Genomic DNA, 13157 nt, shown 5'->3' on the forward strand with positions numbered 1-13157 from the left:
TGACACTTGACCACCTCTTCCTTACAATTCCCTTTTTCACCACGCTTTTAGAGACTCAAAATGAGGTAGAAACAACTTGTTCTTCCTCATTTATCGTTTTTGTCTTAATTGTTGCAATGTTTTTTGAAAAAGATCAGGTGCTTCAACCGTAAAAACCATTTCTTCACCTGTTTTTGGATGTGTTAACCCCAAGGTCTGAGCATGAAGAAACTGCCCATGACCAAACAAGGTTTTACGCGGTCCGTATAAGGGATCTCCTGCTACAGGGTGACCAATATAAGCCATATGGACACGAATCTGGTGGGTACGCCCCGTCTCAAGTTGTAATTCTACCAAAGTGTAATCACCAAAACGTTCCAAAACCGTAAAACGAGTTGTGGCTTCTTTTCCTTTTGCAGTGACAGCTTGTTTTTTACGGTCTTTCTCACTGCGACCAATCGGCGCCTCAATAAGACCACGGTCATTTGGTAAATTTCCATGAACAATGGCCAGATATTTTCGTAGCGACTTTTTAGCTTTTAATTCTTCTGCTAGAATTTTGTGAGCCACGTTGGTTTTAGCCACCATCAAAAGACCTGAAGTATCCTTATCAATACGGTGAACAATTCCTGGACGGACAACACCATTTATTGATGACAAATCTTTAACATGGAACATAAGAGCATTGACCATGGTTTCAGAAGGATGTCCTGCTGATGGGTGAACAACCATCCCTTGGGGTTTATTAATAATAGCAAGAACATCGTCTTCATAGATAATATCCAAAGGAAGATCTTGAGCCTGGTATTCTAAAATCTCCTCTTTTGGGAGTTCAAAAGTGATCACATCACCTGCTTGAACAGTATATTTAGCTTTCTTTCGGGAACCATTAACTCTGACAAGATCTTGTTTAATCTGATCATTAGCCTGACGACGTGACAGGGGACTTAAATCAGCTAAAGTCTTATCCAAGCGCTGCCCCGATTCAACAACCTTAATTTCCATCATTCTCTTCTTTCCATAAACAGATGACTAGTACGATGACCCCAATAGTAAGATAAGAATCTGCTACATTAAAAATTGCAAAATCGATAAAATCCAAATGAATCATATCAATAACGTAGGATAGACGTACACGGTCAATAAAATTTCCAATACCTCCTGCTATAATAAACATCAGTGCAAATTGTTTCCAAAATGACATTTGAGGATGTTTGATAGCATAATAAATGGCATAACCAATCACTAAAACAGTCATTAAAACAAAGAACCATTTCTGATTTTGTAATATTGAAAAAGCTGCTCCACTATTCCGTAAATAGGTTAAACTAACAAAACCTGGGATAAACGCTTTAATGTCTCCCAATGGGATATGTGAAACAATCCAAAATTTGCTTAGTTGGTCTAAAATAATAAAAAATGCACAGCCAAGACTAAAAACGATTTTTTTCACGCTAAAGCTTTCCTTCTTTCTTCAAAATAGTCTTTTAATATGGTCACAAAAGTCAACCCAGCAACCGATAAATGCTTATCTTTTCGCTTAACATAGATCATCTGATTATCAATATGGTCAACAAGAGGAATGACTTTAATGCCATTAACACTTCGCTGATCAAGGAATCCTGACCCCGTTGCAAAAGCATCCGTTCTTTCTAAAATACCATTTAAGGTTGCCCTATCAGACACATTGTAAATATGAGGGCATTCACTTGTATCTACAAAATTTTCAGAATAGTATAAGTATTCATCTTTTTCTTGTGTGAATCTCACCACAGGCAAGTGTTGAATGTCTTTTAAATAGAGAACATCCCGATCTGCCAGTGGATGCGTCTTAGAAAGATAGATATGAGTCGTAAAAGGAAGTAATGAGACATATTCTAAACCTAATTTATCCATCCGTTGGAAAAGCCCTTTTTGATTTTCTGCATTAAGATAAATAATCCCGATTTCACTATTTCCTTGTGCTACCTCATCCAAAATTTGAATAGTTGTTGATTCAAAAATACGAAAAACACGATGACCACCATATTGTTTGGAAAAGGCTGTGATTAAAGGAGGAAGAAAATCGTAATGTTGACTGGCAATTGAAAATTCATTTTGGTTTAAATCAGACTGTGAAAATGCTCTCTCAAATGAATCAAAACATTTAACTACCTCTAAAGCTTTTTCGTAAAATATAAGTCCCTGACTCGTCAAAACCGTTCCTGAAGTGGTTCGATTAAAAATTTGAAACCCAAGTTCTGTCTCTAGATCCTTAACAGAAACCGAAAGACTTGGTTGACTAACAAATAATTTGGAGGCAGCTTCGCGAAAAGTCCCATTATTTGCAATAGCAACCACGTAACGTAATTGTTGAATATTCATTGCTTCCCTTTCTAAATCTAGTACCACTAATTATAACATAAAGCTACTGTTACAACATCTTCTAACCTCCTTTTATGACTTAAAGCGTTTCTTCTGGATACTGTTTTATCATAAAATGGTCAAAAGACACAACAAGTAAATTGCTAATGGTATAGAATCTGATAATTAACATATTCACAGAAACAAAACCACCCCTATGAACTGGCAGTTCCCTAGCAAAAACCACTTTCCCGAGCTGGTACTAACACACCAAGGTTCGTTTTTCTTATTTGGTTCACCTGTAAACGGATCAACTACCTAAAATAATGTGAGTTGGTCTGCTATCTGTTTTCTTATAATTGATTTTGAATATATTCAGCTATCCCTTTTTGGTTTCTACCAACTGTGTCTACATAGTATCCTGTACCAAAATTTTCGATTGGCATATTTATCAAATATCATCAAGGCACTCTTATATTTCAAGTACCCCATGAAATCGGAAATCAAACATTTTGGTGGAATCAATACAAGCATATGAACACGATCTAGCATCATGTGTCCTTCAATAATTCCCACACCCTTGTATTTTGATATAGATGGCGAAAAATTTTAATGAGTTCTTTTCCTATTTTTATAATAAATGGATTTTCTACCGTACTTTGGTGTAAAAACGATAGGATATTGGCATATCCATTTGGTATGTGACAAACTGTAACTGGTTTTAGCCACTATGACTTTTGTTTTTTTCTTCGTGAAAAACAGGCTTCAGGCAAGCCATAAAAAACAGGCTTCCCGAAACCTCGGAAAGCCTTATGTGATGCGATATTAATAATTATTTAGCTACGGGGTAAACAGAAACTTGTTTTTTATCGCGCCCTTTACGTTCAAAACGTACAACACCTTCAACTTTAGCAAAAAGGGTGTCATCTCCACCACGGCCTACGTTTACACCTGGGTAGATATGAGTTCCACGTTGACGGTAAAGAATTGATCCACCTAAAACAGTTTGACCATCAGCTGCTTTGGCACCAAGGCGTTTAGCTTGTGAGTCACGTCCGTTTGATGTAGAACCTCCACCTTTTTTGTGAGCGAAAAGTTGCAAGTTAGCAAGATTCATTTTTAACATAATGTTGTTTCCTCTCTTAAAATAAATTTAGATGACCTTTGTTTGGACAAATTTTGAAGAATTTTCAGCCAAATTAGTCATTCCTAGAAGAAAAGATTCAAACAATAGTTGAACTTTCTCCTTGTTGTCATGCGGCGGTATGGAAATAGCCATATACCCACCTTCAACCTCATTAAGATTTACTGCTGCTTGGCAATTTGCTAATACCTCAAGAGAATTAACAAAGTTAATCGCTAGTGTACTAACAGAAGCACAAACAATATCAAAGCCATGTTTACCACTACCAGCATGCCCTGTCAGTATAACACTGCTCAGTTGACCATCTTTTTGGCGAGTGAAAATTGCTTTAATCATAGGCTAGTAAATTATGCGTTGATAGTGTTGATGACAACTTTAGTATAAGGTTGACGATGACCTTGTTTACGGTGGCTACCTTTTTTAGGCTTGTATTTGAAAGTTACGACTTTCTTTTGTTTTCCTTGTTTTTCAACAGTTCCAACGACAGTAGCTCCTTCAACAACTGGAGTACCAACTACAGTTTTGTCACCACCGACAAGAACAACTTCGTTAAAAGTAACTTCTGCGCCAGCTTCAGCGTCAATTTTCTCAACGTAGATTGCTTGACCTACTTCAACTTTAACTTGTTTTCCACCAGTTTTGATGATTGCGTATGTGCTCATGATGCACCTCCTATAAAATTTTTGGTTGAGGTTTCCCTCTGTGAAGACTCGCCTGGAATCGTGAGACCTCGTCTACTTGAAAACGATTTTCGTGCGGTTGCACAGGATGTGCACTTAGTCAACGTTACTATTTTAGCACTCTTACTCTTTTTTATCAAGGAAAATAGTTTTATTTGTGTTTAAATCTTATCATTTCTTAAATTATTCTTGGTTGCTATAGTCTTATAAACTAGAACCCCTAAGAGTCAAGTCTGTTCCTAATCTTGTCATAGTAATGCTATTTCCAGGATGGATCAATTGCTTATTGAGAACATCAACAGAAGTGATTCCCATTTCCTCAGTATAAACAGTAATACTTGATAAAGGAGGGAAAACTTGTCTTCACTAGTAGACAGACTCTCATCTTTATTGAGAACTCTTGAGATGGTTGCCTGTGAGACTAAATTAATTTAATTGAATTGGAGAGCATATAAACTATATATGGAGAATACGTTTTTCTAGCAGCTATTATCCTAAGAAAACTCCCCTCATAGGTTTTAGTAAATTTTTGTTTTTTCACTGTCCACTATAAGGAGAATATATCAGTCCAAGATGGGCTTTTTCTTCAATCTAACGCCTCTAAAAGGGGGTTTTTATTAATAATTGGTTTCATCTTATAAAAACAAGTCAGTCAAAAATTTTCCTTCAGGTGACCACCTTTTAAATTTGTCGGTTAGATTCCTATAGCAAGTCATCACGGAACTACCACTTTACATTGACCAACTCATTGACTTCTCGATAAGCAATGGCTACTTTTTCTTGGGTTTCAGCATCAATCTTATCATAGTATTTGCCACCTTTAATAAAATCCTCTAAAACTATCGTTCGATAATTGTAAAGATCAAATCCTTCGCTGCTATATGTCCCTTTTGCCTTGGCAAGTACCATCGTTGGGTGTGCCTTAACTGTTTTGATAGTTGTTTTCTCTCCTTTCTTTTCAAAGGTCAAATCCATAAGTAAACCACGTTCGGTCCAAATATCATCTACGGTTTCAAGACGCTGATTTGAAATAAAATTCCCCATAGAGTAAATAATAAATTTCTTTTCTTTATCTTTTATAATGGTCTCTGAGGGTTCAATAACATGGGGGTGTCCACCAAGAACCACATCGGCTCCCCACTCAATCATTTTGCGGTAGAGGTCTTTTTGCTCTTGTGTTGGTTCTAAAGCATATTCTGTCCCCATTTGTGGCATTACAATGGTCACATCCGCTTTTTTCTCAGCTAGTTGAATCTCTTTTTTTATTTTTGCTTCATCTAAATCAGACAGGTGCTTTTCATATTCTTCTTGGCTAAGGGTTTCTTCCATCCCATTATAACCATAAGAGTAACCTAAGATCGCAATCTTAATCCCATTTACTTTTTTGATTAAAAAGGGTTCTTTTGAGCGATCCTTATCGTAAATACCAATGCTATCGATGCCTAACTTGGCAAAAACCTTTTTAGTATTGAGCGCCCCTTCTAGTCTAGAATCTAAAATATGATTGTGTGCTAAATCAACCACATCATAACCTGTATTTTTAATAGCCGTTGCAATTGCTTCTGGAGCATTAAATAAAGGGTAACCAGCTAAGGGATACTCTGAACTAATAGTTCCCTCATAATCTCCAATAGCTAAATCAGCACTGCGAATCCAATCTTTAACATATTCAAAATAAGGAGTGAAATCATAAGTATCATCTGGTTTTTTAGCACTCATATAAAGAATATCATGAATTAAAATATCACCATTAGCCACAACACGCGCTGTTTTTACTGGTTGCTCAACTTTCGATTTCGAAGTGATTTCATTTTTTTGAAAACCAAGTAAATCATAGATAAAGCCAAAAATTAAGAGTGCAGTAATAACGGTCACAGCCGCTAAAATGGTTTTTTTATATGGAATATCTTTAGTCAAGACGCAACCTCCTTTTCTCACCTTAATTATAGCATCTTGGCTAAAAATTTTCTTTGTTAATTAGCAAAAAGCAGGACAAAGGCAGAAAGCAAATTTTTTAAAATATTTCAGAAGTACATGAGGACATTCCACAATAGCAAAAATTAAATCTCTTATTTGCAGACAGTAGGGGTCTCTTAGATTAATTTGAGACTTGAAATGGAGAAATTACGGATGGAAGTCTTCTAATGCCCTTTTAAAATATGTAAAAGATCCGTTTTGGCATTTTCATAACTTTTTCAGTAGATGATTTTCTTCATACGTTTGATGTGAACAAAAAGCTACCAAGCCTGTAGGAAATGGTGCTATATTACTAGCTTTCTGTGACCCTTTTCTCCCATAGCTTGATCAATCAAAAAAGCCCTAATAAGAGCTTTTGAACATTTGTCAGCGTTGACTACTAGTAATGCTTTGTTACAATACATCATCAATGAGATTTTCAACATCATCATTGATGACTTCTGGTGTGATTTCTGTTACAACAATGCCTGCTACTGCACGTTTCACAAGACCTGCAACATCAAAGCGTTCTTCATATTTTTCGACATTGCTTAATTTAGGATTTGTTTTCGGGCGGTCTGGTGCAAAAATAGTACAGCAATCCTCAAACGGTTGAATAGAAATGTCAAATGTATCAATAGTTTGTGCCATTTCAATAATTTCAAGTTTATCCATGGTAACAACTGGTCTAATTACTGGAGTTGTGGTAACTGCATTGATGGCTTGCATACTTTCTAGAGTCTGACTGGCAACCTGACCAAGACTTTCACCATTAATAATGACAAGTCCTTTACGCTGATCACGGATAGCATCTGTGATACGCATCATAAAACGACGAGTCAAGGTCATCAAGTAGGCTTCTGGTGCCTTATTTTTGATTTCCTCTTGAATTTCGGTAAAAGGAACTTCAATAAATTGAATATTCCCTCCGAAACGAGTTAAGCGACGAGTTAATTCTTGTGCTTTCTGTAAAGCACCTGGGCTTGTGTAAGGAGGACTAGCAAAATGCACAGCTTCAATCTCAAGGCCCCGTTTCAAAGCCAAATACCCAGCAACTGGTGAATCAATACCGCCAGATAGCATTAACATCCCTTTGCCTGAGGTTCCCACTGGCAGACCACCTGCTCCTTTTATTTCCTCGTAAGAAATATAAGCAGCTTCTTCACGAATTTCTACTTTAAGAGTGATGTCAGGATTTTTCATCTGCGCCTGAATATTAGGCAAAACCTCAAATACTGCTCCACCAAGAAGACGGTTTAAATCACAGCTATCAAGTTCAAACTGATGATCACTACGCTTACTAGCAATTTTAAAGGTCAAGCCCTCGTGATACAGAGACTTCATGATATTCTGAACTGCCAAAACCAAAAGAGGTACGTCTTTTTCTAACTTATAAACAGGGGATAATGCTTGGATTCCAAAAACAAGTTTTAACGCTTCCACAACAGGCTGATAGTCTGTGCCATTCAGATAGACATGAGTTCTATCACGGTCTGAGCGGACAGTGATTGCTGGAAAAGGAACTAAAACATCTTGAATATTCCTTTTAAGTTTATTGATGAATCGCATGCGATTCTTTCCTTTGGTTGATAATTCCCCATGGCGAACCATAATTTCTGAATAGTTCATTTTAACTAATATTACCTGACTTTCTGTGTTTTCTCATAAATTTGTTTAAATATGGTCAAAAATTGCTCTACCTGCCCCATATCATTGTCATCATTCAAACTAATACGGACTGCCATTTGAGCCGTTTTCACAGGGACCCCCATAGCAATTAAAGTTCCGGCAGGCTTTCCTACTTTGGATGAGCAGGCACTCGTTGTGGAAATATAAATCTCGTGTGTCTCAAAAGCATGGACAAGGACTTCACCTCGAACCCCTTTGATTCCAAAAGTGATAATATTTGGAGCAAAGTTTTCTTGTTCAGAAAAAAGAGTAACATCTTGATAGTTTTGTAGAGCCTGATGCATCACATCTCTCATGGCTCTCATTTTAGAAAGAGCTTTTTCCTGCTTTTCTGTAACCATTCTTAAAGCTTTAGCCATACTAGCAATAGCTGCTACATTTTCGGTGGTAGAACGCAGATCCTTTTCTTGACCACCACCAGTTAATAAAGGACTAATCCGTTTTCCTGATTTTTTATAAAGGAAACCTACACCACGAACCGCATGAAATTTATGCCCAGAAAACGAAGCGAAATCTACACGCTCTGTTAAGTAATCACTTGTAGGAATTTTTCCAATAGCTTGAACTGCATCGACATGAAATGAAACGGTTGGCTTATCTGCTATCAAGTCTGAGATGGCTCTTATTGGCTGAATCGAACCAATTTCATTATTAACAGCCATCACTGAAATCAAGATGGTATCCGGTCGAATTAAATCACCTAATTGCTCTACATCAATTATACCACGTGATGTCACTGGAGCATAAGAAACAGAAAATCCTTGCTTAGCCAGCCATTTGGCACTTTCCTTTACCGCAGGGTGCTCTATCTCTGAAATGATAATATGCTTCCCAAAACTTGCTTTCTCAAAAGCAAGTCCTTTAATAGCCCAGTTATCACTTTCTGTTCCACCAGATGTAAAAAAGATTTCCTCTGGTCTAACCCCTATCAGTCCTGCAATTTGCTGACGAGAAGCCTCTAAAATTCGACTCGCATTAGTCCCTAGGTGATGTAGACTTGAGGGATTTCCATATATTTTACGAGCTACTTCTTGATAGGTTCTAAGAACCTCATTATAAGGTACGGTTGTGGCAGCGTTATCAAAATAAATCATGTGTCACCTTCGCTTTTACTCAATACTTCATTGTATCATAAAATCACTTAAAATATCAAAATAAGAACTAATCAACAGCGACAAATGCAACTGGAAAATTTATGTTATCCTTTTCAGACAACATCCGTTTTCAAAATACTGTCACAATGGGGTGCTAAACAGATTTACTTCCTTCTAGTAAACTGGTAATTAAGATAAAAAAAGCCTCTAAAGGAAACCTTTTTCTAACGATAATTATTCTTTCACACAGTTGGTGTGATTAGGCAATAAGACTTCCTTGTCCTTGACATAAGGTAAACCATTGACTTCACTTTTTTTCTAGATTATACTGATAGATGAAGCCTCAAGGACCTTCGTGGCTAATTATAGGTCTCACCAATCCTTGCTATGCTTATTGTCACAACGATTTAAAGGAGAGAGTCATGTCATCAAACTATTCACGCCAACAGAAATCTAGTAAGTCTGGAGGAGTCCCTACCAAACATATTAAAACTGGTTTTACTGCCCTTCAAAAGTTTATTGCTCTTATCGGTAGCATTCTTAGTATCATTGTTGCAACAATTACAATCACACGAACGCTACAACCATCGTCTGATTCAACATCTGGACATTCTTCCAAAGAATCGACCAGTACTGTCATTAAAGTCATCGAAAAAAATACATCACAAGGTGATCGATCACATACCGAATCCTCACGCACTGCTGATGAAAATAAACCAACAATTCCTTCTTCCACCACTCCTAGTGATGAAACGGCTGCTACTTCAACTTCTGAAATTCCAAAATCAACAAACTCTTCTCAACCAAATCATCAATCTGGTGCTGATGAAACAACTCCTAGTCTCTCAAAAACACCCTAAGTTAAAATAATGATTGGCGATATCATAACGACTTACTATTTTTAAGGTTAAGTCATTTTACTTACCCCAATTTCCATCTAGTTGGTCTAGCTAATCAATCATTTTCATTCAAAAATCGCTCATACCAGTAGCAAATTTTGCCAAACTGATATGAGCCTTTTTTCATAACCATAAAACACCAACCTACCTCATTGTGACAAATTCTTCTGCACCAGTTGGGTGGATAGCAACAGTATTATCAAAATCAGCTTTTGTTGCTCCCATTTTAATAGCAACGGCAAACCCCTGAATCATTTCGTCAACACCGTAACCGATACCATGTAAACCCACTATTTTTTCATTGTCACCAACTGTAACCAGCTTCATAAAACAGGGTTGACGATGTCTCGTTACCCCAGCAAACAAAGAGGTAAAACGAGATTGGTAAGTTTTAACAGCTTTCTGACCATATCTCTTGATCGCTTCTTCTTCAGATAGACCGATTGATCCGATAACTGGATGGCTAAAAATCACTGTCGCAACGTTTTGATAATCTAGCTTTGAGTCTGTTTTACCATTAAAAAGACGCTCCGACAAGCAACGTCCTGCAGCAACTGCTACTGGTGTTAGCGGTAACTTTCCATTGACATCACCAACCGCATAGATGCCCTCAACAGAAGTGTTTTCATAAGCATCTGTTTCAATGTAACCTTTCTCACTAATAGTAATACCCGTTTTTTCAAGCCCAAAACCTTCTAAACGAGGTTTGCGACCAATAGCCCAAATCAGTTGATCTACCTCAATTTGTTGACCATCCTTAAAATGAAGAGTCAATGACTGATCTTTATTTTGAATGACTTTTTCAATTTCTGAATGAGTGTGTAAGTATGGACCATTTGCACTCATTTCATCAACAAGAACTTCCACAATATCTCTATCGAATCTCCGAAGCGGTCTATCATAGCGAATGACCAAGTGAGTCTCTGAACCAAGTGCGTGTAAAATCCCTGAAAGTTCTACCGCAATATATCCCGCACCAACTACAGCTGTGCGTTTTGGAATAGTGTTCAAGGCAAAAAAACCATCTGAACTAATGCCAAGTTCGGCACCTTCAATATCTGGAAAAACAGGATAACCTCCCGTAGCAATCAAAATATGTGGTGCCGTATAATGCTGCCCAGCAATTTCCACAATACGGGGTCCTTTAAAACAGGCATAATCATAGATACGGTCAACACCATTTTGCTCAAAGCCACGTTCATAAGAGGCATGAATCCTATCAATATAAGCCTGACGATTCTTTTTTAAACGCTTAAAATCAAACTTGATATTTCCGACATGAAAACCATAATCCTCAGCGTAAGTCGTCATCATTTCGGCAAGCTGAGCACCATGCCACATTACCTTTTTAGGAACACAACCTAAATTAACACAAGTTCCCCCAATAGCTTTTCCTTCAGCTAACAGTACCTTTGCACCATGCATTGCCGCTCGATTAGCAGACGCAATTCCTGCACTTCCGCCACCGATAACAATATAATCGTAATGAATAACCATTCCTTTACCACCTTTAAACGAAACCTCAATAAGCTCTCAAAACAAATAGCCGTCACCTAAACCCTAGAACATCGGCTTAATCTTTTTTGACCCCACACTATCTATTTTATTTGACTATATCACAAATAACAGGGAGTCTCAAATCTCTGCTACGCCGATTAATCTCACAAAAAATGGCGTGTGACAACCTGTCACACAGCCCATTAGCTTTAGCAGTTAAGCATTCTTCTAATTAACCAAATCCTTCAAAGGTGCAAAAACGATGCGCTCAATATCACTAACATAAATTGAAAGAGCTTGTTGTGCTTCAAAATAAGTTTTCAATTGGTCATTAGCTTCCATTTTCTGGCTAAGATCTTGAATAGTACTCTGCTCTTCAGCAGTTGGCATCTGACCTGTTTGCATCATACCTTGAATCTTTTCTTGCATGGCGATAAATTCGTCAAATAACTGACTAGCAGTAGGATCTATTTTAATTGCTTCTTTCACTTCTAACACTTTTTGGTATTCTGGTAAGGCACGTAATGCCCTTTCTAGTTTGTTAGCATTGTCATAAATTTCTTGTGACATGAGATTCTCCTTATCTTTTGTAATAATGCTATCCTATCATAAAAACCGTTATCATGCTTTCTAAAACTGTTTCACATAGGTACAATAATCTAAGAACGCTTTTTGTAAATCAACCATTGTATCAGATGAAAATGTTTCTAAAATTTCCTGCGCAATAACAGTAGCCACCACACTTTCCATGACAATACCCGCAGCAGGCAAGGCCGTTGGATCTGAACGCTCCACTGTTGCTTTATAAGGTTCATGACTATCAATAGACACTGACATCAAGGGCTTATAAAGGGTGGGAATAGGTTTCATAACCCCTTTAATGACGATCGGTTGACCATTGGTTACCCCTCCTTCAAAGCCACCTAAATGATTCGTTTTACGACTATAGCCTTTATCAGCATTCCAAATAATTTCATCCATCACTTGTGATCCTTTTTGGTACCCCATTTCAAACCCTAAACCAAATTCAACACCTTTAAAGGCATTAATAGATAAAACAGCCTGTGCGAGTTTAGCATCCAATTTTCTATCCCATTGAACATAAGAGCCTAGCCCAGCCGGTAACCCCATAACCAAGGTTTCAATTACTCCACCTAAAGTATCACCCTCTTTTTTAATACGATCAATATAAGCTTTTATTTCTACTTCTTGCTTAGGGTTGACAATGGATAACTCTGATTGACGAGCCACTTTTTTCATTTCAGATAGAGACAGACCTTCAGGTACAGCAACCTCAATGCCACCAAAAACGAGAACATGATTTAGGGTTTCAATTCCTAAACTCGATAAAATCAATTTGGCTATGGCTCCTATAGCTACCCGCATAGTTGTTTCCCTAGCAGAGGAACGCTCCAAAGCATTTCGCAAATCGTCAAAACGGTATTTTATCCCCCCAACCAAATCAGCATGTCCTGGTCTAGGATGCTTGACACGTCGCTTTGATTTGAGTTCCTCCTCAATATCCTCAACAGCCATAACATCTAACCATTTCTGATGATCTCTATTAATAACTGTTAAAGTAATCGGTGCACCCGTTGTTTTCCCATGACGAACACCCGATGAAATAAAGACACGATCAGACTCAATTGTCATTCTAGCGCCCCGACCATAGCCCCCCTGACGACGCTTTAAGTCTTGATTAATAGTCTCTGTGGAAAGAGATAAACCTGCCGGAACACCTTCAATAATAGCTGTTAAAGACGGACCGTGGGATTCCCCTGCTGTCAAATATCGCACCTTATCTCCTTTTGTTTTCTCAAAATAAAGGAAAGACACTATTTCCGAATTCCCCCATGAAATAATGTCTCTTTACAAT

General features: G+C 37.6%; 13 protein-coding genes, 2 pseudogenes and 1 other annotated feature. Of the genes and pseudogenes, 1 reads left to right on the top strand and 14 read right to left on the bottom strand.

The genetic code is table 11. The features are described 5' to 3' along the window. Positions 1 to 90: 90 nt before the first annotated feature. The 11 genes and pseudogenes from H346_RS0101050 to H346_RS0101090 form a co-directional block, all read right to left on the bottom strand. Positions 91 to 984 carry an RluA family pseudouridine synthase gene (locus H346_RS0101050; protein ID WP_027969436.1) on the bottom strand — a complete coding sequence of 298 codons (894 nt, stop codon included), beginning with the start codon at positions 982 to 984 and terminating at the stop codon, positions 91 to 93. Beyond that, positions 974 to 1432 (bottom strand): signal peptidase II, encoded by a 459-nt coding sequence (gene lspA, locus H346_RS0101055; protein ID WP_027969437.1) that lies wholly within the window; start codon positions 1430 to 1432, stop codon positions 974 to 976. The genes H346_RS0101050 and lspA overlap by 11 nt, the downstream gene beginning before the upstream one ends. Beyond that, on the bottom strand, positions 1429 to 2343 hold the full coding sequence (locus H346_RS0101060) for a LysR family transcriptional regulator (RefSeq protein ID WP_027969438.1): 915 nt from the start codon (positions 2341 to 2343) through the stop codon (positions 1429 to 1431). The genes lspA and H346_RS0101060 overlap by 4 nt, the downstream gene beginning before the upstream one ends. A gap of 297 nt (positions 2344 to 2640) precedes the next feature. After that, positions 2641 to 3051 (bottom strand): annotated as a pseudogene (tnpA, locus tag H346_RS10130) (IS200/IS605 family transposase). Positions 3052 to 3154: 103 nt separating this feature from the next. Next, positions 3155 to 3448 carry a 50S ribosomal protein L27 gene (rpmA, locus tag H346_RS0101065; protein ID WP_027969439.1) on the bottom strand — a complete coding sequence of 98 codons (294 nt, stop codon included), beginning with the start codon at positions 3446 to 3448 and terminating at the stop codon, positions 3155 to 3157. Positions 3449 to 3475: 27 nt separating this feature from the next. Next, positions 3476 to 3802 (bottom strand): ribosomal-processing cysteine protease Prp, encoded by a 327-nt coding sequence (locus H346_RS0101070; RefSeq protein WP_027969440.1) that lies wholly within the window; start codon positions 3800 to 3802, stop codon positions 3476 to 3478. 11 nt (positions 3803 to 3813) lie between these two features. Then, complete coding sequence (gene rplU, locus H346_RS0101075; protein ID WP_027969441.1) at positions 3814 to 4128, bottom strand: 50S ribosomal protein L21; 315 nt, start codon at positions 4126 to 4128, stop codon at positions 3814 to 3816. Positions 4129 to 4162: 34 nt separating this feature from the next. Continuing rightward, positions 4163 to 4237 (bottom strand) — a sequence feature (ribosomal protein L21 leader region). 113 nt (positions 4238 to 4350) lie between these two features. Then, positions 4351 to 4509 (bottom strand): annotated as a pseudogene (locus H346_RS10765) (LacI family transcriptional regulator); the annotation flags it as partial. Between the two features lie 360 nt (positions 4510 to 4869). Continuing rightward, a complete protein-coding gene (locus tag H346_RS0101080; RefSeq protein WP_027969442.1) occupies positions 4870 to 6063 on the bottom strand; it encodes a CapA family protein in 1194 nt (397 codons plus the stop codon). A gap of 453 nt (positions 6064 to 6516) precedes the next feature. Next, positions 6517 to 7731, bottom strand: coding sequence for a tRNA uracil 4-sulfurtransferase ThiI (gene thiI / locus H346_RS0101085; RefSeq protein ID WP_027969443.1), 1215 nt, complete (start codon positions 7729 to 7731; stop codon positions 6517 to 6519). 11 nt (positions 7732 to 7742) lie between these two features. Beyond that, positions 7743 to 8885: a cysteine desulfurase family protein gene (locus tag H346_RS0101090; RefSeq protein WP_027969444.1), complete on the bottom strand. Its 1143-nt coding sequence runs from the start codon at positions 8883 to 8885 to the stop codon at positions 7743 to 7745. A 422-nt stretch (positions 8886 to 9307) separates the two neighbouring features. On the opposite strand from H346_RS0101090, the gene H346_RS0101095 reads away from it, so the two are divergent. Further along, entirely contained in the window at positions 9308 to 9745 is a 438-nt protein-coding gene (locus H346_RS0101095) for a DUF6556 family protein (protein WP_027969445.1), read from the top strand. Positions 9746 to 9928: 183 nt separating this feature from the next. On the opposite strand, the gene gorA is transcribed toward H346_RS0101095, so the two are convergent. From gorA to aroC, 3 genes are all read right to left on the bottom strand, one after another. Continuing rightward, the gene (gorA, locus tag H346_RS0101100; RefSeq protein ID WP_027969446.1) at positions 9929 to 11281 is read right to left on the bottom strand and encodes a glutathione-disulfide reductase; all 1353 of its coding nucleotides are present in this window, start codon (positions 11279 to 11281) and stop codon (positions 9929 to 9931) included. Between the two features lie 228 nt (positions 11282 to 11509). Then, positions 11510 to 11851, bottom strand: coding sequence for a YlbF/YmcA family competence regulator (locus tag H346_RS0101105; RefSeq protein ID WP_027969447.1), 342 nt, complete (start codon positions 11849 to 11851; stop codon positions 11510 to 11512). A gap of 60 nt (positions 11852 to 11911) precedes the next feature. Next, positions 11912 to 13078, bottom strand: coding sequence for a chorismate synthase (aroC, locus tag H346_RS0101110; RefSeq protein WP_027969448.1), 1167 nt, complete (start codon positions 13076 to 13078; stop codon positions 11912 to 11914). Between the last annotated feature and the right edge of the window lie 79 nt (positions 13079 to 13157).

It is taken from the genome of Streptococcus castoreus DSM 17536 (genome assembly GCF_000425025.1).
Classification (GTDB): Bacteria; Bacillota; Bacilli; order Lactobacillales; family Streptococcaceae; genus Streptococcus; species Streptococcus castoreus.

What these genes read in the sequence shown, in the direction of transcription:
- H346_RS0101095 (WP_027969445.1), top strand. Translation starts at nt 9,308, where the DNA reads ATGTCATCAAACTATTCACGCCAACAGAAATCTAGTAAGTCTGGAGGA.
- H346_RS0101090 (WP_027969444.1), bottom strand. Translation starts at nt 8,885, where the DNA reads ATGATTTATTTTGATAACGCTGCCACAACCGTACCTTATAATGAGGTT.
- H346_RS0101105 (WP_027969447.1), bottom strand. Translation starts at nt 11,851, where the DNA reads ATGTCACAAGAAATTTATGACAATGCTAACAAACTAGAAAGGGCATTA.
- thiI (WP_027969443.1), bottom strand. Translation starts at nt 7,731, where the DNA reads ATGAACTATTCAGAAATTATGGTTCGCCATGGGGAATTATCAACCAAA.
- H346_RS0101050 (WP_027969436.1), bottom strand. Translation starts at nt 984, where the DNA reads ATGGAAATTAAGGTTGTTGAATCGGGGCAGCGCTTGGATAAGACTTTA.
- rplU (WP_027969441.1), bottom strand. Translation starts at nt 4,128, where the DNA reads ATGAGCACATACGCAATCATCAAAACTGGTGGAAAACAAGTTAAAGTT.
- gorA (WP_027969446.1), bottom strand. Translation starts at nt 11,281, where the DNA reads ATGGTTATTCATTACGATTATATTGTTATCGGTGGCGGAAGTGCAGGA.
- H346_RS0101070 (WP_027969440.1), bottom strand. Translation starts at nt 3,802, where the DNA reads ATGATTAAAGCAATTTTCACTCGCCAAAAAGATGGTCAACTGAGCAGT.
- rpmA (WP_027969439.1), bottom strand. Translation starts at nt 3,448, where the DNA reads ATGTTAAAAATGAATCTTGCTAACTTGCAACTTTTCGCTCACAAAAAA.
- H346_RS0101060 (WP_027969438.1), bottom strand. Translation starts at nt 2,343, where the DNA reads ATGAATATTCAACAATTACGTTACGTGGTTGCTATTGCAAATAATGGG.